Annotated in this window: 22 protein-coding genes; 9 read left to right on the top strand and 13 right to left on the bottom strand. The window is 61.1% G+C overall.

Going from position 1 to position 25,959, the window contains the following annotated elements; translation table 11 throughout:
- Positions 1–121: 121 nt before the first annotated feature.
- The 7 genes from V1294_RS12945 to V1294_RS12915 form a co-directional block, all read right to left on the bottom strand.
- Positions 122–1,249: a branched-chain amino acid ABC transporter permease gene (locus V1294_RS12945; RefSeq protein ID WP_334483434.1), complete on the bottom strand. Its 1,128-nt coding sequence runs from the start codon at positions 1,247–1,249 to the stop codon at positions 122–124.
- Between the two features lie 15 nt (positions 1,250–1,264).
- A complete protein-coding gene (locus tag V1294_RS12940; RefSeq protein WP_334497531.1) occupies positions 1,265–2,194 on the bottom strand; it encodes a branched-chain amino acid ABC transporter permease in 930 nt (309 codons plus the stop codon).
- Between the two features lie 10 nt (positions 2,195–2,204).
- The gene (locus tag V1294_RS12935; protein WP_334497529.1) at positions 2,205–2,990 is read right to left on the bottom strand and encodes an ABC transporter ATP-binding protein; all 786 of its coding nucleotides are present in this window, start codon (positions 2,988–2,990) and stop codon (positions 2,205–2,207) included.
- Positions 2,987–4,957, bottom strand: coding sequence for an AMP-binding protein (locus V1294_RS12930; RefSeq protein WP_334497526.1), 1,971 nt, complete (start codon positions 4,955–4,957; stop codon positions 2,987–2,989). The genes V1294_RS12935 and V1294_RS12930 overlap by 4 nt, the downstream gene beginning before the upstream one ends.
- A 262-nt stretch (positions 4,958–5,219) precedes the next feature.
- Positions 5,220–5,576, bottom strand: a complete 357-nt coding sequence (locus tag V1294_RS12925) for an Mth938-like domain-containing protein (RefSeq protein WP_334497524.1) — start codon at positions 5,574–5,576, stop codon at positions 5,220–5,222.
- A gap of 165 nt (positions 5,577–5,741) precedes the next feature.
- A complete protein-coding gene (locus V1294_RS12920; RefSeq protein WP_334497522.1) occupies positions 5,742–7,388 on the bottom strand; it encodes an amidase in 1,647 nt (548 codons plus the stop codon).
- A gap of 652 nt (positions 7,389–8,040) precedes the next feature.
- A complete protein-coding gene (locus V1294_RS12915; protein WP_334497520.1) occupies positions 8,041–8,769 on the bottom strand; it encodes an SAM hydrolase/SAM-dependent halogenase family protein in 729 nt (242 codons plus the stop codon).
- Positions 8,770–8,837: 68 nt separating this feature from the next.
- On the opposite strand from V1294_RS12915, the gene V1294_RS12910 reads away from it, so the two are divergent.
- On the top strand, positions 8,838–9,131 hold the full coding sequence (locus V1294_RS12910; RefSeq protein WP_334497518.1) for a DUF2905 domain-containing protein: 294 nt from the start codon (positions 8,838–8,840) through the stop codon (positions 9,129–9,131).
- Here V1294_RS12910 and V1294_RS12905 read toward each other — a convergent pair.
- The 3 genes from V1294_RS12905 to V1294_RS12895 form a co-directional block, all read right to left on the bottom strand.
- On the bottom strand, positions 9,121–9,453 hold the full coding sequence (locus tag V1294_RS12905) for a hypothetical protein (protein WP_334497516.1): 333 nt from the start codon (positions 9,451–9,453) through the stop codon (positions 9,121–9,123). The two genes, V1294_RS12910 and V1294_RS12905, sit on opposite strands and share 11 nt — an antisense overlap.
- A 290-nt stretch (positions 9,454–9,743) precedes the next feature.
- The gene (locus V1294_RS12900; RefSeq protein WP_334497514.1) at positions 9,744–10,898 is read right to left on the bottom strand and encodes a CapA family protein; all 1,155 of its coding nucleotides are present in this window, start codon (positions 10,896–10,898) and stop codon (positions 9,744–9,746) included.
- Positions 10,899–10,952: 54 nt separating this feature from the next.
- Entirely contained in the window at positions 10,953–11,960 is a 1,008-nt protein-coding gene (locus V1294_RS12895) for a ribonuclease Z (RefSeq protein ID WP_334497512.1), read from the bottom strand.
- Positions 11,961–12,202: 242 nt separating this feature from the next.
- Here V1294_RS12895 and V1294_RS12890 point away from each other — a divergent pair, with 242 nt between their 5' ends.
- Positions 12,203–12,652, top strand: a complete 450-nt coding sequence (locus V1294_RS12890) for a YbhB/YbcL family Raf kinase inhibitor-like protein (protein ID WP_334483467.1) — start codon at positions 12,203–12,205, stop codon at positions 12,650–12,652.
- A gap of 472 nt (positions 12,653–13,124) precedes the next feature.
- Here the strand turns inward: V1294_RS12890 and V1294_RS12885 are convergent, their stop codons facing one another.
- Complete coding sequence (locus V1294_RS12885; RefSeq protein WP_334483470.1) at positions 13,125–13,703, bottom strand: hypothetical protein; 579 nt, start codon at positions 13,701–13,703, stop codon at positions 13,125–13,127.
- A 410-nt stretch (positions 13,704–14,113) separates the two neighbouring features.
- On the opposite strand from V1294_RS12885, the gene V1294_RS12880 reads away from it, so the two are divergent.
- Complete coding sequence (locus V1294_RS12880) at positions 14,114–16,978, top strand: penicillin-binding protein 1A (RefSeq protein WP_334497510.1); 2,865 nt, start codon at positions 14,114–14,116, stop codon at positions 16,976–16,978.
- Between the two features lie 10 nt (positions 16,979–16,988).
- Positions 16,989–17,996, top strand: coding sequence for a hypothetical protein (locus V1294_RS12875; protein ID WP_334497508.1), 1,008 nt, complete (start codon positions 16,989–16,991; stop codon positions 17,994–17,996).
- Positions 17,997–18,364: 368 nt separating this feature from the next.
- Here the strand turns inward: V1294_RS12875 and V1294_RS12870 are convergent, their stop codons facing one another.
- Positions 18,365–19,309 (bottom strand): LysR substrate-binding domain-containing protein, encoded by a 945-nt coding sequence (locus V1294_RS12870; protein ID WP_334483477.1) that lies wholly within the window; start codon positions 19,307–19,309, stop codon positions 18,365–18,367.
- Between the two features lie 232 nt (positions 19,310–19,541).
- Here V1294_RS12870 and groL point away from each other — a divergent pair, with 232 nt between their 5' ends.
- From groL to V1294_RS12845, 5 genes are all read left to right on the top strand, one after another.
- Positions 19,542–21,185: a chaperonin GroEL gene (gene groL, locus V1294_RS12865; protein WP_334497506.1), complete on the top strand. Its 1,644-nt coding sequence runs from the start codon at positions 19,542–19,544 to the stop codon at positions 21,183–21,185.
- Between the two features lie 280 nt (positions 21,186–21,465).
- Positions 21,466–21,813, top strand: coding sequence for a thiosulfate oxidation carrier protein SoxY (locus V1294_RS12860; protein ID WP_334497504.1), 348 nt, complete (start codon positions 21,466–21,468; stop codon positions 21,811–21,813).
- Between the two features lie 21 nt (positions 21,814–21,834).
- Positions 21,835–22,161 (top strand): thiosulfate oxidation carrier complex protein SoxZ, encoded by a 327-nt coding sequence (gene soxZ / locus V1294_RS12855; protein WP_334483483.1) that lies wholly within the window; start codon positions 21,835–21,837, stop codon positions 22,159–22,161.
- Positions 22,162–22,250: 89 nt separating this feature from the next.
- Positions 22,251–22,568, top strand: coding sequence for a c-type cytochrome (locus V1294_RS12850; RefSeq protein WP_334497502.1), 318 nt, complete (start codon positions 22,251–22,253; stop codon positions 22,566–22,568).
- On the top strand, positions 22,565–23,845 hold the full coding sequence (locus tag V1294_RS12845) for an NAD(P)/FAD-dependent oxidoreductase (protein WP_334497500.1): 1,281 nt from the start codon (positions 22,565–22,567) through the stop codon (positions 23,843–23,845). Before V1294_RS12850 ends, V1294_RS12845 begins: the two co-directional genes overlap by 4 nt.
- On the opposite strand, the gene V1294_RS12840 is transcribed toward V1294_RS12845, so the two are convergent.
- A complete protein-coding gene (locus V1294_RS12840) occupies positions 23,830–25,929 on the bottom strand; it encodes a heavy metal translocating P-type ATPase (RefSeq protein WP_334497498.1) in 2,100 nt (699 codons plus the stop codon). The two genes, V1294_RS12845 and V1294_RS12840, sit on opposite strands and share 16 nt — an antisense overlap.
- Positions 25,930–25,959 lie beyond the last annotated feature (30 nt).

Here is a 25,959-nt window from a genome sequence, read left to right as displayed (position 1 = left end):
TCCTCGTTCAGCCCGGTTTTTTGCCGTACCGGGTCTTGTTATCGCGGGCTTCCTTCCTCCTTTTGCCAACGACCGCCGCTCCGCGTTGCGATCTTCGGCTTCCGTCGCACTGCCCGCCCCTTCAGTAGGGAAACGGCCAAAGTCTGAGCTTCTCCTTGCCGATCGATATGAGCCGGGCAAACCCATGCGGCTCCTTGATGAGAAGATAGCAGATCAACGATCCAAAGATGATGAATTCCAGATGAGTAATCGTCTCTGTCGACAGCGGCACACCGAGCTGGGTTGGAATCAGGTTCAGCATGATCGGCAGAATGAGGATAAAGGCCGCACCGACGAACGAACCCATGATCGATCCCAACCCGCCGATGATCACCATGAACAGAAGCTGCAGCGAACGGTCGATCGAGAAAGCGAGCGGCTCCCACGAGCCCAGATAGACGAACGCCCAGAGTGCGCCCGCCACGCCGATGATAAATGAAGAGACCGCAAAAGCCGTTAGCTTTGCGTAGAGTGGCCGGATGCCGATCAGCTCGGCGGCTATGTCCATGTCGCGGATTGCCATCCACTGTCTGCCGAGATTGCCGCGAACGAGGTTCTTCGCCAGCACCGCGAACACGGTTACGAAGATCAGGCACAGCATATAGCGCTCGATCGGCGTGCCTACGTTCAGACCGAAGAAATCCAGTGTCGGTGCATTGACCGACCCGGACGGCGCATAATTGGTGAACCACGACACCCGCAGGAACACCCAGTCAAAGAAGAACTGCGCTGCCAGTGTTGCAACCGCCAGATAGAGGCCCTTGATCCGCAGACTGGGAATACCGAAGAGGATGCCGACAACCGCCGCCGCGAGCCCGCCGAGCAAAATAGATAACAGTACGGGCAACGGCGGAATCGAAATCGCGAAACCAAGCCAGGCAAGCGGAATATGAACGCCGGTCCCCAACTTGTAGGCAGAGTAGGCGCCGATGGCCATGAACGCGCCGCTGCCGAGCGAGATCTGGCCGCAATAGCCGACAAGGATGTTTACGCCGATAGCGGCGAGCGCGAGGATCAGGAAGGGCAGCAGAATGGCGCGGAGCAGATAGTCGCTGCCGAACGGCCAAATGTCGAAGTCGGCCAGCAGCGGCACCCCGATGAAGGCGATACCGAGCAAGATGGCAAGCGCCATACGGTCCTGGCGGATCGGGAAGATCGCCATGTCCTCCGCGTAGGTCGTCTTGAATTGGCCAGCCTCACGATAAAGCACAACGAACTCCTCGTCTCAGATACGTTCGATGATCCGCTCGCCGAACAGCCCCTGCGGCCGCACGAGCAGCACCGCCAACGCCAGCACATAGGCGAACCAATATTCGATGCCGCCACCTATATGCGCCCCCAGGAACACCTCGGCGATCTTCTCGCCCGCCCCCACAATGAGCCCGCCGACGATGGCTCCCGGAATGGAGGTCAAGCCCCCGATGATGAGAACCGGCAAGGCCTTCAGCGCGAGAAAGGTGATGGAGAACTGTACGCCCAGCTTGGTACCCCACACGGTCGCCGCAACCAGCGCAACGAGACCGGCAGCAAGCCAGACCACGAACCAGATCCAGCTGATTGGAATCCCGACCGACTGAGCGGCCAAGTGGTCGTCGGCAACTGCCCTGAGTGCGCGACCGGTCTTGGTGCGCTGGAAGAATATCGCGAGGCCCGCGACCAGAATGCCGGCGATAAAGCCGCCCCAGACATCCAGCTTGTTGACCAGAATTCCACCAGGAAAGAGATTTTCAAGCAGGAACCAGGCGTCCGTCGGAAACAGCCGCAAAGGGTAAGCATCGGAACCGAAGATCATCTGCGCCGCACCCTCAAGGATGAATGTCACGCCGATGGTGGACATGAACAGCGTAAGGGCGTCCTGGTTGACAAGCGGTCCGATCACGAATCGCTCGATCAGCCAGGCCGTTATCGCCATGATTACGGCAGCGAAGCCAATGCCTAGGATGATCGCAGCCCAAAGCGAGAAGCCGTTGGCCACCAGCAGGTCGAGCGAGCGAACCAGTGCAAGCCCGGCGAGCAACACCATTGCGCCTTGCGCAAAGTTAAAGACGCCGGATGCCTTGAAGATCAACACGAAGCCGAGCGCGACCAGCGAATACAGCACGCCGGACATCAATCCGCCGATCAGCACTTCAAGAAATTGACCCAACGCGATCACGCAACGCTCCTTAATGCGCGACGCCGAGATAGGCGTCGATCACGCCCTGATTCCTCTTGACCTCATCCGGGGTGCCGTCAGCGATCTTCACGCCGTGATCGAGCACCGCCACGCGATGGGAGAGATCCATCACCACAGCCATGTCGTGCTCGATCAGCGCAATAGTCGTGCCGTAATGATTGTTCACGTCGATGATGAACCGCGACATGTCCTCCTTCTCCTCGAGGTTCATGCCTGCCATCGGCTCGTCGAGGAGAAGAAGATCAGGCTCCATCGCAAGGGCGCGGCCGAGTTCGACGCGTTTCTGCAGGCCATATGGCAAACGCGCAACAGGCACCTTGCGGATCGCCTCAATCTCCAGAAAATCGATGATCTCCTCGACCCGGTGCCGATGCTCGATCTCCTCCGCCAGCGCAGGGCCGTAGCGCAGCATCTGCCAAAAAAGGCCCCGGCGCATCCTCAATGTGCGGCCAGCCATAATATTGTCGAGCGCGCTCATTCCCTTGAACAGCGCGACGTTTTGAAAGGTGCGCGCGATGCCGCCACGGGACGCCTCGAACGGCTGCATCTGGGCGCGGGTCCGTCCTTTGAAGGTGATGGCGCCATGGTTCGGATGATAGAAGCCGTTGATGACGTTGAGCATCGAGGTTTTTCCGGCGCCGTTCGGCCCGATGATGGCGCGAATTTCGCCTTTCCTGATGTCAAACGAAACGTCCTTCAGCGCTTTCACGCCGCCAAACGCCAGCGATACCCCCTGGACCAGAAGCAAGATTTCGCTCGTATCCGGCATCCTCATGCGGCTTTCCCCAAAGGTTCTGTCGCACCAATTGTTTGCAGGTCGCGGATCTTGACCCGAGCCGCGATCACGCCCTTGCGGCCATCCTCAAAGGTGACCTCGGTGGAAATGTCCGCCTCATGCGAACCGTCGTAGAGCGCCGTGACCAGTGGCGCATAGCGCTCGGCGATGAACCCGCGGCGAACTTTCTGGGTGCGGGTCAATTCGCCATCGTCTGCGTCGAGTTCCTTATGCAGAATGAGAAAGCGGCGAATCTGCGCGCCCGCCAGCACCGTTCCCTCCGCGAGAGAGCGGTTCACCTCGGCAACATCTTTTGCCACCATGTCGTAGACCAGCGGATGGCCCGCCAGCTCCTGATAGGAACCGTATGCGAGGTTGTTACGTTCGGCCCAGTTTGCTACAGCGACCGGGTCGATATTAAGAAAGGCGCAAACGAAATCCCTGGAGTCGCCGTAAACGACTGCTTCCTTGATGTTGGGAAAGAACTTCAACTTGTTCTCAAGATACTTCGGCGCAAACATCGTGCCGTCAGCCAGCCGACCAACGTCCTTCGCGCGATCGATGATCTTGAGGTGCCCGGTCCTCTCGTCGAAGAAACCGGCGTCGCCGGTCTTGACGTAGCCGTCGGACGTCATGGCCTCCACGGTTTTCGCCTGATCCTTGAAGTATCCGACGAACATGCCGGGTGATCGGAACTGCACCTCGCCTGTTTCCGCAATGCGGATGTCGACGTTCGGTGCAGCCGGGCCGACCGTATCGGAGTAGATCTCACCGTCAGGCTGGCAGGTAACGTAAAGGAACGCTTCGGTCTGACCGTACAGTTGCTTCAGGTTCAATCCGATCGAGCGGTAGAACGCGAACAGATCCGGACCGATGGCCTCGCCCGCAGTATAGGCGACGCGCACGCGAGACAGGCCAAGAACGTTCTTGAGGGGCTCGTAGACCATCAAGTGCCCGAGCGCATAGAGCAACCGGCCAAACAGCGGTACCGGCTTTCCGGTCAAAATCGACTCGCCATACCGCCGCGCAATGCCAAGGAAGTAGTTGAACATGCGCCGCTTGATGGCTGCAGCGTCCTCCATGCGGATCATCACCCGCGTCAGCATGGCCTCGAAACCACGCGGCGGGGCGAAATAGAAGGTTGGTCCGATCTCGCGCCGATCCTGCTCGATCGTCTCACCGCTCTCGGGACACGCCATGCAGAATCCAGCGACAATGCCCTGTGCATAGTTGAGGTAATGATCTCCAACCCAGGCGAGCGGCAGGTAGGCGAGTGCCACGTCCTTGTCGGTCAGGCTGTCGAACCTGACGGTATCAGTCGCAGCGTCGATGCAGCCTCGCGCCGACAGCATGACGCCCTTCGACGCGCCGGTTGTTCCCGAGGTGTAGAGGATGATCGAGATGTCAGAACCTTCGCCCTGCCGGGTGAACCCATCGATCTGCCTGCCGAGCGCCGCGCTGGCCGCAAGCGCGGCGCGGCCGTCTTCGATGACATCGCCGATTGCGATCAATCGGTCGTGGCCGTAGTCATCGAGGCCACGCGGCTCGTCATAGACGACCTTATGGAGGTGCGGCACCCGGTCGGATATAGAAAAGACCTTGTCGACCTGCTCCTGATCTTGCGCCGCAACAAACTTCACGTCGGCGTGAGCGAGAACATAAGCAAGCTCGTCGGCCACTGCATCCGCATAGACCGGAACCGGAATCGCGCGCAGCACTTGCGCTGCCATCAGCGTCCAATAGAGCTTCGGCCGGTTGGAGCCAACGATGGCGATCGTGTCTCCTGGCTGTAGTCCAAGTCGATGCAAGCCCGCAGCGTAAGCGCGCACGATCTCTGCGACCTGGGCCCAGGTCCACGTCTGCCAGATGCCGAGATCCTTGTGCCGAAACGCAGGACGGCTGCTAAACTGCACGGCATTTCGCGCCAGCAGCTTGGGGAACGTGTCAAACGATCCACCAACGGCCATGTCGGTCTCTATCCAAAACCGGCACGTTGGTTCGCGCCTGCTTATTGTGAGGCTGCGCCCTTCGGGAAGCAGCCATACGGATTCCGCATGCGTCCCTCACATTACAACGGATCGAAAGTCCTACAAGTCCCGGCTTGACCGACCCGAGCCCGTTAGTGGGTAATCAGTTGGTATAAATGAGAAAGCGGGCGACCGACGGTGGGTTAGCTTGGCTCTACTTGCAGTAGCAGGTCTTCGAGGATGCAGACCGTAATTCACCGATTCAACAGGTAACGTGAAAAAGGCCGATCTTCTTCGCGCGCGAGTTGTTGAACGTATGGATCGCCTCAGGCGTCGGCTGCAGCAGAACCGTGCAGCCCTTTCTCGCAAAATACGCCTCAGCTTCCGGCGATAGATGCACATTGCCCATCTGGCCCGAGCCAAGAATTAGCTGCTCGCATCCGTCCTCAAAGACGAACTTCGCTTCGTCCTTCGAGAGGACATGCGAGGTGCCGTAGTACTTCTTCGACAGCTTCTTCTTCCGCTTTGCCACTTCGCCGGACAGCCGAATGATCACGTCGTGTTCATAGGTCTTCCCGTCAATGGTGATGGTGCCGAATGTCGTGCGTTCGATCTCCATGGCCTGACCTCCTCATGATCCCGGCACGAGGCCCCGACTCCGCGTCGGCAGACGAGCCTGGTATCGATGTCAGGGCAGCCCGCGTCGCTCGTCGGCTCGCGGGCCTCCTGTTTCCGAACCTTGAATCTCGGCGGTGCCGTTAGCCGGCAATTCGCTGCCTGCCGTCTACCCGACAATCTGAAACGCGTCAGCCGCACGCAACACGGTGCCGTCCTCCCAGTGGCGTCCGACCAGCATCATGCCGACGGGGAGCCCTGTCGACATGCCTACCGGAACCGTCGCGGCAGGATGGCCAGTGACGTCGAACGGGCAAGTGTTGGAAATCATCTCGAGTGCCCGCGCAACGTAGTCCTCGCGGCTCGCGTCCGGCGGTGGGAGTAACGTGGCCTTCAAAGGTAACGTCGGCATGAGCAGGAGATCGACGCCTTTGAGTTGCTCATCGTAGGCGGCGCGTAGCACGCGCGCGAGGTTTTGGGCCTTCGCGTAGTAGCGGCCCTGGTAATTGTCCTGCATGTACTGGCCGAGCAGGACAACGAGCTTGACGGTCTCCGAAAGGTCGTTGGCGCGCACCCGCCGGCTCCGACCGTAGAAGTCCAGCAGCGAAGTCGTGTAGTGCCCTTTCCAGTTGGTTCCCATGCTGTTGCCCGCGACCATCAGCGCCGTGGCGCCCTCGACGGCGATGGCGTTCCAGATATGGATGCCGTCGCGGTGGAGGGGGATCGATACCTCGCTCACGGTTCCTCCCGCTCGCGTCAAGCGCTGTGCCGCCTCGCGCACCATGGCGTCGACATCGGGCTCGGAATTGGGCCAGCCAAACCCTTCCTTAACGATCCCGATCCGCAGGCCGCGGGCGTCTCCGGTGAGCTGCTTGGTATACGCTTCGGTACGCAGTCCCGCCGGTTGGCGCGGGTCGAGGCCATCGGCTCCGGCGAGCACCTCGAGAAGCCGGGCGGCATCGCCGGCGGTACGGGCAATGGGTCCGGTATGATCAAGTGTTAATTCAATCGGGAAGACACCTGTGTAGGGCACAAGCCCGTGGGTTGGCTTGTGGCCAACCGCTCCGCAGAAAGAGCTGGGAATTCGGATCGACCCTCCCTGGTCGCCCCCGATGGCCATGTCGCACTCGCCGGCGACGACGAGTGCCGCGCTGCCGCTGGAGGAGCCTCCGGCAGATCGCTTCGGATCGTGCGGATTGAGTACGGGCCCAGTATCGGAGGTATGGCTACCGCCCGAGAAGCAAAGATGCTCGCACACGGCCTTGCCGACGATCTCTCCACCGGCATCGAGGATGCGGGTCACAATGGTTGCGTCCACGTCGGGGACATAGCCCTCCAGCACGTTGGAACCGTTCATCATCGGGATGCCGGCAACGCACACATTGTCTTTGATGGCGATTTTCTTGCCCGCGAGAGGCCCCGACGTTGCGCCTTTGATCGAGCACCTCCAGTACCAGGCGTTGAGCCGATTGTCCGAGACACCTGGTCGAAACCCCGCGTCCCGCGGGTACTTCACCGCCAATGTCGGCTCCGCGAACTGGTCCAGGCGACGGTACGACGCGAGCACGCCGTCCATGAGGTTGCGGAACGACGTCAGATCGTCGCGGCTGAGAGCCAAGTTGTAGGATTTGGCGATGCGCTCCAATTCAGGCAGCGGTGGCTTGCGCAGAATCCGCGGCGCCGTCGCCGTCGAGGGTGGCGATTGCGTACCCGCCTCGGCGGCCGCACGAACGGGCGTTGTCGCCGCGGCGACAACGGTTGCTGCTGCGCCGGCATGAAGGAAGCGACGACGCGAATAGTCTGGCGAGGCTCTCATAGCACATCCTCCCTCGACCAATGGGCTGACTTCTCAAATCCACCGCTCGCCCTAAAGTGTCGGGGACCGTCTGGTGGTCGGTAGCCGCGACGGTCACCAAGCGGAGGCCGCCGACGCTGCGGCCGGCGTGCCAAGCTGCAACATCACAATGAGTCCTTGCATTCGGACAGGGCTGAAGCGCAGCAGCCGCATGAGGTTGGGGCGTGAGGCCCTGGCCGAGCGGATCGGGACGGCAATTAAGGCCTGTACTGGATGCCTCCGGCATCCTCGCGCGGACTGCGGAGCGACGCGCCGTCCAGCAGCAGATTATCGCGCAGCCAGCGGCGAATTCAAGAGCTTGCATCTTTCCCGGTCCGCGCTCGGCAGCCACGTCGCGGAGCACTTCCACCTTCGCGACACACGCACAGTCAAGCTACACGCGAGATGTCTCCAGCGACCATCGGAGGCTTGCTTCAAAGTTCAGTCTTCACGATTTCACTGCAACCGGTATTTGCTCATGTAGTGCTTGCGCATGATCTTGCGGGTCTGCTCCGCAAGGCGCCTGTTAGTGCTCGCCTGCGGCTCGTCGCGGCGCTCCGGCGGCTTCGGCCGATGCGGATGAGGGCGCTGTTTAGTCGAATGCTGCCTTCGGGTCAAAGCGACAGACCTTTGTTCATGCGACGATCTCGACCGGGCCGCCGATGGCAAGACCGAGATCGCGGTCCGCCCGCCCCTGATTGACGGCAATTTCGGCAAGCCCGTTGGAATTCTCATACCAGAAAGCCGCGCCTGACGGCAGATCACTGAAGGTCCTCGCGCGGTCCAGAACCCGATCCACGACGGTCAGCCTTGCGCCGGGCGGCAGCATAGCCGCCCTCACCCCGGTCATCGCATTGCCGTAGTGGTCGATGTAAACGATCTCGCACAGGTCATCCGGCCAGTCTGCCCGACGATCTGCGCCATCGTGACGAGGTCGGCCGGGCGGCGGATCACCGCGCGCCAGCATGGCCGCCACCGGGGCGAAGAGGTCGCGCCCGTGAAAACTGGCCGAGAGATGCTTCGGCTTCCAGTCGATGTCCCAGTTGCGCGTCTCTCGGGCTCTGCGCTGGATCAGCTCAAACAAGCCGTTGCCGGGGCCGATATACCAGCGGCCGTCGGCCTCGAGAAAAATGGATGGCCGATTCCCGCCGACGCCGGGATCGACAACGCAGAGAAAGACGGTTCGCACCGGAAACCATGCAGCATAGGCCGCCAACAGATACGCCGACGCCTTGGGATTGCCGACTGGCGCATCGGCGAACAGGTCAATAATGGGTATGCCCGGCGCCATCTGATGCAGCACCGCCTTCATCTGACCCGTATAGGGGCCGTGCAACCCAAAATCCGTGAACAGTGCAATCATGGTGTCAGCTTACGCAAGTGCGTGTGTCCACTTCACTCGAAAACGCTATACTGACCCATCCGAGCCGTATGGCGGACCGCGGTCACAGCAGCACGCCGAATCCCGCTTTGCTCTCCCTCAATCGGCTCGCCCACTGTGATCGTAGGCTCGGCGCAATGTCGATCTCGCGTCTGCTCATCATCTTCGGCTTGTCGCTCGTTGTGCTTGGGCTGCTATGGCCAGTGATCAGCAAGATCGGTTTGGGCCGCCTGCCCGGCGACATCGTCATCGAGCGCGACAACTTCCGCGTTTATATCCCGCTCGCAACATCGCTGCTGGTCAGCGTGATCCTTTCCCTGATCCTTTGGCTCGCTAACCGTTAGCCGTCGGCGCCTCTTGCTCAGGATGGACGGCGCTCGGGAGCGTTCGCGGCCGGCCTGCTGGCAGCATCATCGTCTGCGCCGTGAGCAGCCACGGCGTCCACATCAGTCGTGTGGCCTGCACCCAAAACGAAAAAGGGTTAGCTGCCTCGAACGAGGATCCGAGCGCTTCAAAGGACGGTGTTGCCCGCAGGTTGATTGACATCTGCTCCCAATCACCATTCGGCGATTGCCGGTGAATGATGTCGATGTCGAGGCCGGGCAAACGAGCGCTTGCTCTTGTGGCATCGATATCGCTGTCTGGACTGTACATCCGCTCAGGCATCGGCCTCTATCATCTCCGTGCACCGATTGCGTCCCGCTGGGCACCCGCAGCGACCAGCTTATTGATTATCGCTCATTATTCCGGGCAATGAAAGCTCGGAGACTTGTTGCCACGACCATGGCCGCACCTTGCGGAAGGACGGAACCCCGCCTCCTTGAGGCGGGCGTGGCGTTTCATCTGGATCAGTTGAAGGCGGTTAGCCGTGTGGCGTGCCGACCGCGCTGCCTTGCTTTCACAGAAGACCTTCGGCCGGTCGTCATTTGTTCGCCGGCTTTGATCTTTCTGGAGGGTCAGGTCGCTGGCGTCGAGTGGGTCACCACAAGCTGTCTGTCAGAATCGAACATAACCCTTGTTCTGAACCGCTGACATTGCCGATCCAGCGTCTGTTGTAGCCATTCCACGTCCTGGCGCGACGGATAGGATAATCGAAAGTTCCTGATCTGCAGGGGAACCAGATTCAGTGCTTGGAGGCTTCCGCTGGTCCGCTGCAGGTCCGCAAAATACATCAGCGCCAGATCGTCCCGGTACTGCTCGTAGCCACGAATGCCCTCATAATCGTTCAGAAAATCGCCGCAGCCATAGAGAATGAGACGATTGCGATAGATTTCGATGGCTCTTGGGTGATGCGAAGAATGTCCGTGAACCACAGATACCCCTGCTTCGTCGATGAGAGTTCGAGCGAAAGCCATCTGTTCATCTGGAACATGATATCCCCAATTGGATCCCCAATGAATTGAAACGACGACAAGATCGTCCGGGCGCTTGAGCGCGGCGATTTGATTGGCAACCCTCGAAGCGTCCTGTTCGGACACCCCGGACAACAAATTGATACCGGGTGTATGGGCTGTTGCCGCCCAGTCGGGAGGAATGCCGCTCGAAACGGTGCCGAACGAAAAAAACAGAAGCCGCGCCGTCGAAAACTTCAGCGTTGCTGGTGCGCAGGCTTCGTGATCATTGTGCCCCGCACCCGCTGTCTTGACGTTCATCTTTTGCAGGGTCGCCAGCGTCTCCAGCAAGCCGGCCCGTCCCCAATCGAGCGTATGGTTATTGGCCAATGCACAACAGTCGATCCTCGCGGCCGCGAGACATGCTGCATTCTCGGGGCTCATGCGGTAATTGATCCCCCTGTGCGCGCGATCGTCGCCGCGGGTCACGGCCGTTTCGAGATTGATGATGCGAGCGTCCGGTTGCATGCGCTTGAATTCGTCCAGTGCAACGCCCCAGACGTAAGACGGCCCGTTGCGCCGCGGAATGCGGCCGTTCACCTGCTCGGCGATCAGCACATAATCCTCCGCCGATCGCATGTAATTCTCGTACAGTTCTGGGCTACAGGGGTACGCCAGCACCTGATCGATGCCGCGTCCGCACATGACATCTCCGCACAAAAAGAGCCGCAGCGAATGCCGCTGTGGCTGAGTGGTCTGCACCTGCGGTTCGTCACGCATGAAATGCCGCCTCAGCAGGCCAGAGCATCAGCAATGGCGTGTCACTCCTTCCGATCAGGCGCAGGGCCTCCCGAACGCCGCCATCACTTCGGCCAACATCCGCCCCTCCTCCCCCGCATAACGCGGCGAGAAATGAAACGGCTCGACGCGGCGCACGTTGGCGTCTCGCGCAATCTGTCCTGCCGCAGTGGTCGTCAGATGCGCGCGCTGCTTCGCCAATGCGGCATCCGTCCCTGCAAAAGCCGCCTCAATGAAGAGCACGTCTGCATCCTGAACGAGAGCAACGATCGCGGCACGGTTGGCGACCGTGTCGGCGACATCGGTGATATAGGCAATCTTCTGGCCGGCAACGACAGTCAAGAGATCGCGCAGGCTACCAAGCCGAACGAGCCGACTGTCCGATGTCGCCGATCCATCGATATGGATCAAATGATCGTCAGGACGGCCTTCGACAATGGCATTCTTGAGCGCCCGCAGCCACGGGCCGACAGGCAGCCCGCGGTCGGCTAATCGGTTCTTCCAAACGTTGACATGCGCTGCCTCCTGCAGCGCAAAGCCGAGGCAAGGCACGCGATGCTCCAGGATGGCGGCCGATACGTGATAGGTCGGCTCCCTGTACAGTATGCCGTCAAACGTGGCGTTCGCGACCAATTGCTCTGCGACAAAAGCCCTTTTCAGCCGGAACTGCGTGGTGGAGACGGAATGCGGCGTCGCGAGCTCACTCACGATGAAAACGAGATCGCAGCGATAGCTGTCAACCAGGTTCCAATGATAGCCCTGAAGTTTGTGATGGACGCGCTCGGCGAATCCGGACGGGCCGTAGAGGTGCACAGATTTCTCGCGCCCCACCAGCAAACGGAGCAGATGGTCGAATCCAACGAAATGATCGATATGCGCATGCGAGACAAAGATTTGGTCGACACGTTGTATCTTCCGCGGCGATAGCGAGGCGATTTCCCCGATATCGAACAGCAGACCGCGCTTTTCGAACAACGTCTCAACATAGACCGTCGGGTCGCCGTAGCGTCCGTTAACCAGGCTGGGATGGAGAAGCGGCCGCATGGCAAGCAGTCTTCCCGCAGCGAACCTTCCGCGCATCTTCGCGAATGGCGTCAATATTGCCGCTCTCTTGCGACGCCAAATCAGCATACTACACAACGCCGGCGCGGGCGGGTACCGATTTTCGATCCATCGTTCGGTTGCGCGATCGCGTGCGCAAGACGATGCTGATCCGCTGGCGGAGCCATCCTCAAGAGCTCGTCAAGCCCGAGGCGATGTCTCCTGCGGCCTGAAGGAGAAAACATATGGAACTCGCATCAAGTGCGTTCGCCGATGGTTCGGTCATTCCGCGACGCTTTACCTGCGATGGGGACAACCTTTCCCCGCCTTTGCAATGGTCCGGCGCGCCAGCCGGAACGCGGAGTTTCGTCGTGCTCTGTGACGATCCCGATGCGCCCTCCGGCACATGGCACCATTGGGCGGCCTACGATATTCCACCGACCGTGGTGGAACTTGCGGTCGGGGCCGCGCAGGACACAAAAATGAAACAGGCGGTCAACGATTTTCGGAAGCTGGGCTATGGCGGCCCTTGTCCCCCTCATGGCCACGGACCTCACCGCTATCACTTCCGGCTTCTCGCCCTCTCCGCGGAGCACCTGCGAGTGCACAGCAATACGCCTTGCAGGGACGTCGAGCGGGAAGCACGTAACCATACGATCGCGGAAGCAACCCTCGTCGGCCTGTATCAAAGATAAATTCGGCGTCAGTGCCTTGGCGTCGGTTGCTTGAGCAGTGGATGGAAGAGGTATTCGTGCACGCCGCGAAGATGGGCACTATTGTTTCGCTGTGGCGCTATGATGCGTCGGCCCGGGCAAGCGCCGCCACTGGATAATCTGCGACGGCCGCCGATCCTGCGCTACGCGTGTTGAGCGGCAATCTTCCGTATGCCGAGTACCATGAGTTGCCATCCATGGCGGCTGGTCGGTCAATTGCGTGATGCGACGTGAGGCCTCGGCCGAGCCGAACCGTCAAGACCGAACCGGGCCTCTCCTCTGTCGTGGTTGAAGCTGCCGGCGTAGCGCCGGGCTCCATGAACAGCGCTGACAAGGCCTCGGCGACACACAAAACTGCCAACTTGGCGCTATCTTGAGTTAAGCATCCTCGCCGCGCCTCTCATGGCGTCCGGGTGCGGTCGCTACGACTGCAAATCACTTCAAGCGCAAAACTTCACTCATCCAATTTCTTGCTCAATTCAGGATTGAGCTTGTTCCGATCGACAGACTGATAGAACGTGATGGGTCTGCATTTTCCCTCGAAATCCGCGAGGACAATGGCCGTCCACGGACTCGTGTTCTCGCCCGAACCATCGCGGAGCTCCGGCATGACCTTGCGAGCAGCGATCACATACCAAGCGCGACCAGCCGCTGCGGCCTTCGCAGCCGCCGCGAACTCATCCAATATTCCGCGCAGATTTTTGCGCATTTCTTCTTCGCTGTCCCCGCGCAGGTATTTTCGAGACGACTTTCCCGCCTCTCCGTACTCATGATGAATGTTCAACTGCAGTCGGGCATCATCCACTTCAATCTTGGTGACCCGTATCGCGGCTCCGCCTTCGCGGAGATAGTCTCGCACCCGAACGTCGCAGGCCAAAAATCTGTCCGTGGGTGGCTGAGCGACGCTAGCTGCAGGGGGGACCGCGGCAAGAGCCCGGGTCTTCTTTTTTCGAGGAGCAGCGTCCGCAGGCATCGTGGCGATGGCGGCGCTGAGGAGCGCCGCAGCAAGCACGACCGGAAGAGTGGCATTCATGAGTGCACTGCCAATGCGGTGTTTCTAAAACGCTCTGCCGCAGCGTTGGTTCCATGGCCCGGCCAGGTCGGAGCGGTGCTGAAGGCCCGGAGCTCGTTGACCGAGTGACGTCGGCCGCCGCAACCGGTCGAATCTCCTGAGTCGAGGAACGAACGGTGTGTGCAGCACACCTGAATCCAGGGACCCAGCGCCCAGGACAACGGCGTTTTTTGGTAGCTCGAGGGTCTAATCTCGACATGCGCATCGCCGTGCACCGGCGGCACCGGTCCCCACTGTCTTTCCCCCTGAATGACCGGCATCCCACCGCGGCCAAAGCGAGCTAGCGGGAACTTTTTCCCCAAAACAGCCTTGTCTAACATTGTTCTACAAAAAGGGACCTTACGGAGGCGGTTTTCGACCGTCGGCAGGTCATGGACTCGATTCTCATCAAGATCTTCGCCACGGCGCTTGCCTTCAGCCAGGTCACTACCCGTCCGGATGAGGTCAAGACGGAATTCGATGCGGCGCGCGACCGCTTCGAGGTGGCGCAGCTTTTGGGTGCCGGCTGCGCCCACATGCGCAAGGCTTTCGACATCGAGGACATCAACCTGGACGATCTGATTGCCACTGCCATGGACGACAAGGAAGCGTTGAGCAGCGAGATCAAGGCGCTCAAAGGACTGAATCTGGCCGACCTCCACGTGGCCTACAGGCAGTTCTGCAAAGTCGAAAACGTGGAAGGATCTCCGGTTGATCTTGGTCAGGTCATCGCTTTCTACAACAGCGCGGTCAAGGATCTGCCCGACGCCGAGCAGCTCAAGCACCTCAGGCTTCCGGGCACCAGCGTAATCCTCGATAACAAGAGCCAGCGTGTTGCCGAGATTTACGCGCCGAACAATCGCCGCATCTGGGTCAGGCTTGCGGATATCCCGGAAGCGGTGCGCAACGCGTTCATCGCCGCCGAGGACAAGCGCTTCTTCCAACACACCGGCATTGACGAGCGCGGACTGGTCCGCGCCTTCATCGGCAACTTCGCGCAGCCGGGCCGGCCGCGGGGCGGCTCGACCATTACGCAGCAGGTCGCCAAGAACCTGCTGGTGGGCAACGATATCACTTACGAAAGAAAACTGCGCGAAATGATCGTTGCCTCGCGGATGGAGCGGGCTCTGACCAAGGCGGAAATCCTCGAGCTCTATCTCAACTCGATTTATCTCGGTCGCGGAGCTTGGGGCATCGAGATGGCGGCGCGCAGCTATTTCGGCAAACCAGCCAAGGCGCTCTCCGCAGTCGAGGGTGCGCTGCTCGCCGGGCTCGCCAAGGGGCCCAACTACTTCAATCCCGACCACCACCCTGAGCGCGCGCGCGAGCGCCTTGCCTACGTGCTGGGCCGCATGCAGGACGACGCTATGATCGACGCCGCCGCGGCGCAAGCAGTATTGCCGCAGTTCGTCGAGTACCTTCCGACGCGACGGGACTTCGGCTTTCACTTCGTCGATCACATCGCCCGCGAGGCGAAGGTGCTCGCGGGCCTCGATACTCTCACCAATTCCTCCTACACGGTGCACTCGACCGTCAATTCGGCCTTGCAGCGCATAGTCGAAGCGACATTGCAGGAGGGTCTCGCGCGGTACGAGCTGAACACCAATCGTTACAAATTTGAGGGACCCGAGGCGAACATTTCCGATGCTGTCCGTCTGAGAGCGGCTGATCTGAAGGCCACGGAGCCGGCCTGGCTCGTGGCGTTGAAGACGACGCGGCTCCCTCTCTATGACGTTCACTGGGAATCGGCAGTCGTCCTGGAGAATACGCATGGCAAGCGCGGCGATGCGATCAACGTCGGTCTGACCGACGGAAGCATCCTGCCGCTGAACACCTGGAGCGTCGCGATCCGGCGCGGTCTCAAGCCGTACGACGTGGTCTACGTGCAGGTGCGCAAAGCCAACGGTAAGCAAGCGGCGCGTGCCGATCTGCGCATTCGACCGACCGTGCAGGGAGCGGCGCTCGTACTCGGGAACGAAACCGGCCGCATTCTCGCGATGGCCGGCGGCTTTTCGTATCCGGCAAGCCAGCTCAACCGCGTGGTCCAGAGCCTGCGACAACCCGGCTCCACCTTCAAGCCGCTGACCTACCTCGCCGCCCTTCGGAAGGGATTGCAGCCCAACACGCTGGTGATGGACGAACCCATTACGCTGGCACCGATCGGCGCGACGGTCTCCGCGCGGCAGCGTGGTTTCTGGTCGCCGAAGAACTACGAGGGCGGCGCTTCGGGCGCCATTACACTGCGGCGCGCGCTGGAAAACTCCCGGAATCTCGCCACCGCGCAACTGCTCGCGACCGGTCTCGACGACAGCGCCGAGCGAGGCCTCGACCGGGTCTGCGAGATCGCGATGGAAGCGCAGCTCTACAAAGAATGCATGCGCTACTACCCGTTCGTGCTCGGTGCCCAAACTGTGCGGCTCATCGACCTTGCGGCGTTCTATGCAGCGATCGCCAACGAAGGCGCACGACCCCAGCCCCATGCGATCGAAACGATCGAACAGGACGGCCGCCCAATCTACCAGCACGATCCGCATGCGGTGTCCTGGATCGGCTTCGCCGACCGCGCATCGTTTTACCAGTTGAAATCAATGCTGCAGGGCGTGCTCGCGCGCGGAACCGCGCGCGCGGTGAAGCATCTCTCGCCCTATGTCGGCGGCAAGACCGGTACCACTGATAATTCGGCCGATGCCTGGTTCGTCGGTTTCACAAATGACGTCACCGTCGCCATCTGGGTCGGCTACGACAACAGCGACGGCGGGCGCCGCACCCTTGGGCGCGGCCAGACCGGAGGGAAAGTCGCGCTGCCGATGTTCGAGCCGATCGTGCAGGCAGCCTGGGAGCTGCACGCTCCCAAGACGGCGTTGAACGGCCCTTCGCGCGAAGCCATGCATCAGCTCGTTGCTCTGTCGATCGATCCCTATACCGGCGATCCTGCACCGGCCGGCTCCGGGCGCGCTTTCACCGAGTACCTCAAGAGGGATCCGTCGGGCAGAATCGATGACACGCAATTTCGGATCGTCTCGCGTGCAGAAAGCTACGCCTATCGAGGCGTTTATGACGAAGACGACGGGCCATTCCAGCAGTGGTCCCACGACAAGCGCCTTTACGGCGATAACCGGCTGCCCTTTCCATTCCCGAGCTGGCGTCTTGGTCCGCGCGAATATCCCTCCTGGCGCGGATATCCCGATGACGAGGACCGCCTCCCGCGACCGCCGCTCCGAGTCGATCCCGATTATTTCTGGCGGCGGCTGAATTGAGATTGACGCCATGAGAATCCACCGTGCCGCTGCCCTCATCGCCGCCTGCGTGGCCACTTGCACGGGCGCGGCCGCGCAGGAATTCCAGCTGGAGGACGTGCCCGCAGCCGCCAGCGTTCCGATCGCACAGATCAAACCGCGCACGGTCATCTTCGCCGACCAACGCAACGACAAACTCGCCGATTCCTCGACCGGGCTCATTCCTTTCGACGATTGGGCCCGCTCACGTCCGGTTCAGCGGCGCTTCCTCTCGCTCTTCCCGAGCTTCGTTGAGCCCACGCTCAACCAACAAACCAAGCTGAAGCTCTCGGTCTACCAGGCGGAGGCGCGGTTTCGACTTCCAAGACCGGCAGCGGCATTGGATCTATCGCGGTATGCGAATGTCGCGTTCCTCGAGCAGATCGATCCGGCAGTCAAGCACCGGCCGATTACGGCGGGCGATGTTGTTCCCAACAAGGACGCGGGCGCCGCGCACAACCGTGCGCCGAATCGCCGCTGGTGCGAGGACGTGAAGGCGATCTGCGTGCAGTCCCGCTACATGTTCGAAGGGAAAATTCCGGCGGGCATTCAGCTTGCCAACAAGCTGCGCGAGGAGAGCAAAAAGCCCATTCCGGATTTCATCGAGTTCCAGAGTGAGATGATGTTGGTCATGCAGCCGCACCTTGCCGAGCTGCCGAGCCTGACAGGGCTCGACTCCACGGTTACCGGCGGGCTCGAGCAGAACATCTTTTGGGTCAACCAGGTCATCCAGTTCGGCAAGCTGCTTGCGGTTCTGCAACAGCATCCGACCGAGCGGGAAGCCGCCATCGCGACGGTCTACATCCTGATTGCGGTCAGGAACGACGTGCTGAACAAGCAAAAGGAATACAGCAATACACCCATGCTGCGAAACCTCGTGCCCGCGCAACTGCTCATGGGCAACAGCTCCTTCAACAGCGGCGATTCGCTAAGCGCCGGCCTGCCGAAATACGCCAGAAGCCGCATCAAGGCGATCGCCGACATGATGGAGCGGGAATGAGCAGAGCGTGTGCGGCGACGAATGGACGCCGGAAGATGGACAAATCGCGTTTGCAGTCGACAGGCGTCTAACAAACTCCGCGAACTGGCAAACAGTCACCGAGCCAGGGGCAAGATTCCTGCCCACCACAGCTTGCAAGATCAGTCGATCGAGAGGCCGGCACTCCCGATCGACTCCCATCGCAAAATATCGCGGAATATCGTGCATTTTGGCGCGCCCAAAGAGATTCGAACGCCGACCGATCAGATTCGTAGTTCAACGTTTGATTGCTCCCGTCAGAAGCAGGGGTCGTCGGCGACGCGAAATCGCGGTTTTCACAGAGCTTCTTTTCGGCCGCTATACCGTTCTGCAGGTCCCGCGCGGCACCACTAGATTTCCGTTCGCAGGCCGGTGCGCTCGTGGCGGATACATTGCGGCCGGACGGGTGCGTTCAGCGCGTTCTTCACCACCTGACCAAGCGCCAGGAAGTCCACCTTGCGTGGAGACGTCCGGCGCCACGCAAGCCCGATACGGCGGCCGGGCTGCGGTTCGACAAAACGCAGGAGCTTCACTCGGTCGTCGCGCAGCTCGACATCGGCCGCGACTTCTGGCACCAGCGTGGCGCCATATCCGCTCGCCACCATCTGCATGACCGTTGCAAGGCTCGTTGCACTGAGGCTCGAGGCCACAGTCCAACGCCCCTTGGCACAATAGTCGAGCGCCTGATCCCGCAGACAATGGCCTTCTTCCAGCAGAATGAGCTTACGCTTCTTCACCTCGCCGGGCGTCACGCGCGCCGTTTCCGGAAGAGGGTCGTCGGCGGGAACAGCAAAGAGGAAGCGGTCTCTCATGAGATAGAAAACTTCAACCGCAGCCGCCTTGAGCGGCAACGCCAACAACAATACTTCAAGAGCGCCACGCTCGAGATCCGCGAGCAGCACCTTGGTCTGTGCTTCCACCAAATCAAGGCGCAGATCGGGATACCCGAGTTCCAGTTGGGGCAGCAACCGCGGCAATAAATACGGCGCCAGCGTCGGGATGACGCCAAGGCGCAACGTTCCGCTCAGCACCTTGGCTCTGTGTTGAGCCAGGTCTGTCAGGTCGCGCACTGCACCAAGGACCACTCCGGCGCGTTGCGCGATCTCGATGCCAAGTTCGGTGAACATCGGCGCGCCCGGGCGCCGCTCGATCAACTCTATGCCGAGAAGCCCTTCCAGTTCGTGGATCTGCATTGAAAGGGCGGGCTGGCTGACACAACACTCCGCCGCGGCTCGTCCGAAATGTTGATGACGGGCAAGCGCATCAAGATAACATAGCTGCCGGGTCGTGATCACCCCGATAAGATATTCTTAATGCCGCGGCAAAGCAAATTGATTGGCTTTTTGGCCGCCAGCTTAAAACACTGAACGGCTTGAAATCGTATGGGTTGAAATCACCAGCGCAAGCGCGCCGCAGGTGCACGCTCCGAGGGACGCTGTTGTGCGGACAATCAAAGGGAGAACCGCAAATTCGGACTTAGACGCCCTCGGCGCCCGCGAGGTCACCTGATCAAATCGGGAGCCATCCATGGTAGGCAAGCAAATCGCATTTTCCGGCAGGGCCCGTGAAAGCATGCTGCGCGGTATCGACATTCTCGCCAACGCGGTGCAGGTGACGCTCGGGCCCAAGGGCCGCAACGTCGTAATGGAAAAGTCGTTTGGGGCACCCCGCATTACCAAGGACGGTGTGACGGTCGCCGGAGATATCGAGCTCGAGAACAAATTCGAGAACATGGGGGCGCGGCTCGTGCGCGAGGTCGCGAGCAAGACCTCCTATGCCGCCGGTGACGGCACAACCACTGCAATCGTGCTGGCGGCTTCCCTCGTTCGCGAAGGCACCAAGGCGGTCGTCGCCGGCATGAATCCGATGGACCTGAAGCGCGGCCTCGACCTTGCGGCCGAGGCGGTCGTCGAGGATCTCAAGAGGAACGCGAAGAAGATAACGTCCAACGACGAGATCGCGCAGGTCGGCACCATCTCCGCCAATGGCGATGCCGAAATCGGCAAGTTGCTCGCCGAGGCCATGAAAAAGGTAGGCAATGAGGGCGTGATCACGGCCGAAGAAGCGAAGTCGCTTGAGACGGAGCTCGACGTAGTCGAGGGCATGCAGTTCGATCGGGGTTATCTCTCGCCCTACTTCATCACCAATGCCGACAAGATGCGGGTCGATATGGAGAATCCCTACGTCCTTGCGTATGAGAAGAAGCTCTCGGACTTGCGGGAACTGCTGCCACTGTTGGAAGCGCTGGCGCAGACGGGTAAGCCGCTGCTCATTATCGCCGAAGAGGTCGAAGGCGATGCACTCGCCACCCTCGTGGTCAACAAGCTGCGCGGCGGCCTCAAGGTCGCGGCGGTGAAAGCGCCCGGCTTTGGCGATCGCCGCAAGGCGATGCTGCAAGACATCGCCATCCTTACCGGTGGTACCGCCATCTTGGAAGATCTCGGCATGAAGCTTGAGAACGCCACGCTCGACATGCTCGGCCGCGCCAGAACGGCAGTGATCGACAAGGAGAGCACCATGATCGTCGGCGGCGCCGGCAAGAAGGCGGACATCGAGGCCCGCATCAACGAAATTAAGCAGTACATCGCGGAGACCACCTCCGACTATGACCGCGAGAAGCTAGAGGAGCGGCTTGCCAAGCTCGCCGGCGGGGTGGCAGTGATCCATGTCGGGGGAGCCACCGAGATCGACGCGAGGGAACGCAAGGATCGTGTCGACGACGCGATGCATGCCACCCGTGCCGCGGTCGAAGAAGGCATTTTGCCGGGCGGCGGGGTGGCGCTGCTCCGCGCCGCCAAGGTGCTCGACCGGGTGAAGCCTGCCAACGAGGACCAGAAGCATGGCGTTGACATCGTCAAGAAGGCAATCAGCTGGCCAGCGCGCCAGATAGCACTAAACGCCGGCGCCGACGCCTCGGTGGTGATCGGCAAGATCCTGGAGAAGGAGCAGTACAACTGGGGTTATGATGCCCAAACCGGCGAGTACGGCGACCTGGTCTCCAGGGGCATCATCGATCCAACCAAGGTGGTGCGAACCGCGCTGCAGGACGCGATCTCAGTCGCCGGCCTACTCATCACCACTGAGGCCATGGTTGCCGAGCTGCCGACGCCGCCGCCTCCACCTTTGCCGGGCCATGACCACGACCACCATCGCGGCGACATGGAATTCTGAGCCGATCGCGATCGCGCACACGCCCCCCTCGGCCGCGCCGACGGTCGCAGCCCCCGCGAGAAGGAGGAGCCGTCTTGTGAGAGCACCCATGGTAAGATTTTAACGTTAGAAACATCGAGCGCCCGCTTGGAGAGTTCCGCCTGTCGATAGCGAGGATCTCGCGTTGAAGATAAAACCAATTGGCGTTACGCGCCGAACCGTCTTGACCGCCGCCGTTGCGGGGAGCACCGGCTTTGCAAGCGCCGCTCTCGCCCTATCACCGCCCCTGGACGATTACGCGGTGGATCTCGTCACGCAGCTGACCGGAAAAACCCCGACCGCATCCGATCGTGTGCATCTGGTGATGCCGCGGACCTTTCCGAATGGATACACGGTGCCGCTTACGCTCGCGATCGATAGTCCCATGACGGAAGCCGATCACGTCAGGCACGTTTCTGTGCTGGCGCCACGAAACCCGCTAATTGAGGTCGCCACGTTTCATTTCGTCCCGCAACGCAGCGAGCCGCGCGTGTCGACGCGCATTCGCCTTGCCGAACCGCAATATGTTCTGGCGGTGGCGGAGATGAACGACGGCACGTTGCTGATGACCGAGACCTGGGTCGAGGTCGCCACCAACGGATGCAAATGACGTCCCGGAAGGAGGTGCGGAATGTTCGCTCCGACACCCCGTGTACAAGTGCCAAGCACCGCCGCGAGCGGTGAAGTGTTTTTGGTCAAAACCCTGATCAGCCATCCGATGGAGACCGGGCTGCGGCACGATGACCAAGGCAACGTCATCCCGCGCAAGATCGTCAACAAGTTTATTTGCCGCCACAATGACGTCGTGGTGTTCAGCGTCGATCTCCACGAAGCGATGGCGACGAATCCTTTTATCGAGTTCTACTTGCGCGCGACAGAGAGCGGCCGGCTCGAGTTCATTTGGGAAGAGGATGGCGGCGGCATCCATGTGTTGGAGCACCAGCTCACTGTCGCCTAATGATGCTGTAGTGATGTTGCCATGCTCCTTTTCACGCCATGAGCAAAGGGATCGGCGATCGCAGACACGGGGATGGAGCCGGACTCAGCATGCGCAAAATCATCGCCGCTTCCATCGCTGCAGGTTCGGTCATTACTTTCGTCGATCCCAGCCAGACAGCGGATCGCGATGGTGGAGCCCAACTCGCCGCGATGTGCGCGTCCTGCCATCGTCTGGATGGCGGCGATGGTGGTATTCCGACGATCCTCGGCATTAGTCCGGAGATGCTCACCCGCGCAATGCTTGCGTACAAATCCCGTGAGCGCCCGAGCCATATCATGCGTGGCATCGCCCTGTCGCTCAGTGATGAAGAACTCGCGACGGTGGCGCGCTATCTCGCAACACTGAACAGGCAGGTCAGGCCATGAAGTCCTGGACGCGTCGAGAGTTCGGCCGCTCGACAGGAGCAATGGTCCTTGCAGGGCTCGGTCCTCGATTGGCTGCAAGCGAATCCAAGGCGAGGGTTGTCGTCGTCGGCGGCGGCATCGGCGGTGCCACGGCCGCCAAATACTTGGCCGTCAGCGCGCCAACGATCGAGATCACGCTGGTTGAGCCAAAGCCGAACTATACGACCTGCTTTTTCAGCAACCTTTATCTCGCCGGGCTATGCTCGCTCGAGGCGCTTACGCATGGCTATGAGACGCTGGCGCAACGACATGGCATCAATGTTATTCATGACTCCGTGACAGCGGTTGATCCGGTCGCAAAAACCGTCGGGCTCAAGAGTGGTCCAAAATTACCTTACGACCGCGTGGTCGTTGCCCCTGGCATCACTTTCAATTACGACGCCATCGCCGGCTATGACGAGGCGGCAACGCAGGTCATTCCGCACGCCTGGAACGCGGGCCCGCAGACGCAGCTGCTGCGACGGCAACTCGAAAGCATGGAGGATGGCGGCGTCTTTGTGCTCGTCGCGCCCCCTAACCCGTTCCGCTGTCCGCCCGCCCCATACGAACGTGCCTCTCTGGTTGCTTATTATTTCAAACAGCATAAGCCGCGCTCGAGGATCCTGATCCTCGATGCGAAAGATAGCTTCAACGCGCAGGATCTATTTCTGGATGCTTGGGAACGCCACTATAGGGGTATGATCGAATGGCTACCCGCCCAATTCACCGGTGGGATAAAGGCCATCGATGTGAAGGAGCGTTCTGTCAAGACCGCGAGCGAGACATTCAAGGCCGCGGTCGCAAATGTCATACCCCCGCAAATGGCCGGCCAGTTCGCGCAGCAAAACGGCCTCGTGGATCAATCTGGCTGGTGCCCGATCGATCCCATAACGTTCGAGTCGAAGCTACAGCCGGGAATCCATGTGGTGGGCGATGCGAGCACTGCCGGCGATATGCCGAAATCGGCGTTCGTTGCGAATAGCCAGGCCAAGGCCTGCGCTTTTGCCATAGCCGCGGCGCTGACCGGGTCCGAGCGCGTTCCGCCTCATTTGTTCAACACTTGCTATACCCATCTTAGTCCCGACGATGCGGTGAGTAATGCTGTCAGCTTCAAGCCCGTGGCCGGAACGATCAAGATCGTCGACACTTTCGTCAGTCAGGTGCAGGAAAGCGCCGAAACTCGCCACCGGACCGCACGCGAGGCGCAAAGCTGGTACACTGCCTTTACGCGTGACACGTTCGGCTATGCCGCTTTCTGATTTGAAGTGGCCGTGCTGCGAGGTGCAGGAGCGCTCTCCGCCGCGGCGGATGGAACTGGTTCGGGCAGCCGCTCCAGCCGCAGCGAATTCAGGACGACGACGATGCTTGAGCCGGCCATCACTGCCGCCGCCAGCACTGGCTGGAGGACTCCGACCATCGCCAGCCCAATGGCGATGAGATTATAGCCGAACGCCCATGCCAGGTTGGTGAGAATGGTCGCGCGAACTGCGCGAGCGACGTCGATCACCCACGGCAGCGTCCGTAGCCCCTCGGGTGGGAGCACGACCGCTGCGGCCTCGCGAGCGAGGTCCGTCGCCGAACCGACGGCGATCCCGACATCGGCTCCGGCCAACACCGGTGCGTCATTGAGGCCGTCGCCTACCATCGCTACCATGCCATGGTCATGCCGGAGGCGTTCCAGCGCCGCGCGTTTGGCCTCGGGTGTGAGGCCCGCCTCGATATCGCCGCTCTCAATTCCAACCGCAGCGGCAATCCGCACTGCGGCTGCCGGAAGATCGCCGGTCAACAGCGTTACGCGCACCCCACGTCGGAGCAGCGCTTCGACGGTCGAGCGCGCCTCCGGCAGCGGCGTATCGTCAAGTGAAAGCACAGCATATGCCTGCTCGCCCCAGCCGACATAGATCACGGAATGGCTGCTCGCTTCACGCCGTCTCCCGTACTCAGCCAGATTTGGCGTCAGCGACCAACCCAACTCCCGCATCAATGCGGCGCTGCCTGCCGCTACGATCCGACCGTCCGATTTGCCACGGATGCCACGCCCCGGCACGACTCGAACGTCGTGGATGGCGACTGGCTCGAGCCCGCGCGCAGCTGCCGCTGCAGCTATGGCGCGGGCCAAGCCGTGCTCGGAATGACGCTCCAGTCCGGCGGCATGCGCGAGCACCGCATCGGCGCTGGTTCCATCGCTGTCGATAGCGACAACGCGCGCCTGACCCGAGGTGAGCGTGCCGGTCTTGTCAAAGGCGATCAGCCGGATGCGCGCCAGCGCCTCAAGCGCGGCCGGGTCGCGCACCAGGCAGCCGTGTCGGGCCAGCCGTCCGATGCCGAGCGAGGTGGCCATCGGTGCCGCCAGCCCGACTGCGCAGGGACAGGCCACCACCAGTACCGCAAGCCCGATCAATAGCGCACGGTCGAGCGGTAAGTGCTGCGCCCAGTACACCGACGCTCCAATGCCCAGCACGAGAATAATCGGCACGAAGACGCCTACAATGTTGTCGGCGAGACGCTGGCTCGGGCTGCGGCGGATCAATGCATCCCGTACCGATCGACAAATCTGCGCCCAGCGGGTCGCGTTTGCCACGCCGCAGCTTTGGATCAGGAGCGGCCCGTCAAGATTGATGCTGCCGGCGATCACATGCGAGCCGACGCCCTTGGCGATCTGCCGGCTTTCGCCTGTGACCAGGGCCTCGTCAGTGTGCGATTCGCCCTCCATGATCACGCCGTCGACGGGAATGCGTTCGCCCGGCCGAACTCGAACCAGCACACCTGCGTCAACCTCGCGCGCCGGCCGGCGGTACTCTCCGTCGCCAATGACGACGGTGGCCCACTCACTTTCCGCGGCCAAGAGCGGCTGCAGGTCACGCGCCGCCCGTGCACGCCCGGCGGCGTCGAGATAGTAGCCCGCGGTGAACAGCATCAGCACCATGGTGGCCGTATCGAAGTAAACCTGCGGGCTGCCCTCGATGGTGGCAAAAGCGGAATAAAAGTAGGCGGCGCCGACGCCGAGCACGATGAGTGCCGAGGAGGTCAGGCGCCCCTCCATGCCGTGGAGCCACGCCTCGCGGAGAAACGGTCCGCCGAGAATGATCACCGCGGGTGTTGCGAACAGCCAGAGCAGAAGATGAATCCAGGGAAGCATCTCGGCATCCGCGCCGCTGAAGGCGTCGCTGTACAGGAGCAGGCTGAACAGCATGATGTTCATAGAGAGAAAGCCGCCGACACCGAGCCGAATCAGCAGCCAAGCGGCCTCCCATTCCTCGGTTTTGCCGTGCTTGACCTGGTAGGCGATACAGCAGCCGTAGCAGCAGAATGCGCAAGCCTCACCGTTCACCGTGAGTCGCATCGCCCGCCGCCCGATGGGTAACAGGCAGTG

It is taken from the genome of Bradyrhizobium sp. AZCC 1678, assembly GCF_036924765.1.
GTDB lineage: Bacteria > Pseudomonadota > Alphaproteobacteria > Rhizobiales > Xanthobacteraceae > Bradyrhizobium > Bradyrhizobium algeriense.
Note: the sequence above shows the minus strand (reverse complement) of the source record. Positions and strands in the feature narration are given on the sequence as shown.

Bases quoted from the DNA above. Each gene is read 5' to 3' on its own strand.
- soxZ (WP_334483483.1), top strand. From the start codon at position 21,835: ATGTTCGCTCCGACACCCCGTGTACAAGTGCCAAGCACCGCCGCGAGC.
- groL (WP_334497506.1), top strand. From the start codon at position 19,542: ATGGTAGGCAAGCAAATCGCATTTTCCGGCAGGGCCCGTGAAAGCATG.
- V1294_RS12850 (WP_334497502.1), top strand. From the start codon at position 22,251: ATGCGCAAAATCATCGCCGCTTCCATCGCTGCAGGTTCGGTCATTACT.
- V1294_RS12880 (WP_334497510.1), top strand. From the start codon at position 14,114: ATGGACTCGATTCTCATCAAGATCTTCGCCACGGCGCTTGCCTTCAGC.
- V1294_RS12905 (WP_334497516.1), bottom strand. From the start codon at position 9,453: ATGCCTGAGCGGATGTACAGTCCAGACAGCGATATCGATGCCACAAGA.
- V1294_RS12935 (WP_334497529.1), bottom strand. From the start codon at position 2,990: ATGAGGATGCCGGATACGAGCGAAATCTTGCTTCTGGTCCAGGGGGTA.
- V1294_RS12900 (WP_334497514.1), bottom strand. From the start codon at position 10,898: ATGCGTGACGAACCGCAGGTGCAGACCACTCAGCCACAGCGGCATTCG.
- V1294_RS12925 (WP_334497524.1), bottom strand. From the start codon at position 5,576: ATGGAGATCGAACGCACGACATTCGGCACCATCACCATTGACGGGAAG.
- V1294_RS12885 (WP_334483470.1), bottom strand. From the start codon at position 13,703: ATGAATGCCACTCTTCCGGTCGTGCTTGCTGCGGCGCTCCTCAGCGCC.
- V1294_RS12890 (WP_334483467.1), top strand. From the start codon at position 12,203: ATGGAACTCGCATCAAGTGCGTTCGCCGATGGTTCGGTCATTCCGCGA.
- V1294_RS12915 (WP_334497520.1), bottom strand. From the start codon at position 8,769: ATGATTGCACTGTTCACGGATTTTGGGTTGCACGGCCCCTATACGGGT.
- V1294_RS12845 (WP_334497500.1), top strand. From the start codon at position 22,565: ATGAAGTCCTGGACGCGTCGAGAGTTCGGCCGCTCGACAGGAGCAATG.
- V1294_RS12910 (WP_334497518.1), top strand. From the start codon at position 8,838: ATGGCGGACCGCGGTCACAGCAGCACGCCGAATCCCGCTTTGCTCTCC.
- V1294_RS12895 (WP_334497512.1), bottom strand. From the start codon at position 11,960: ATGCGGCCGCTTCTCCATCCCAGCCTGGTTAACGGACGCTACGGCGAC.
- V1294_RS12875 (WP_334497508.1), top strand. From the start codon at position 16,989: ATGAGAATCCACCGTGCCGCTGCCCTCATCGCCGCCTGCGTGGCCACT.
- V1294_RS12930 (WP_334497526.1), bottom strand. From the start codon at position 4,957: ATGGCCGTTGGTGGATCGTTTGACACGTTCCCCAAGCTGCTGGCGCGA.
- V1294_RS12920 (WP_334497522.1), bottom strand. From the start codon at position 7,388: ATGAGAGCCTCGCCAGACTATTCGCGTCGTCGCTTCCTTCATGCCGGC.
- V1294_RS12840 (WP_334497498.1), bottom strand. From the start codon at position 25,929: ATGCGACTCACGGTGAACGGTGAGGCTTGCGCATTCTGCTGCTACGGC.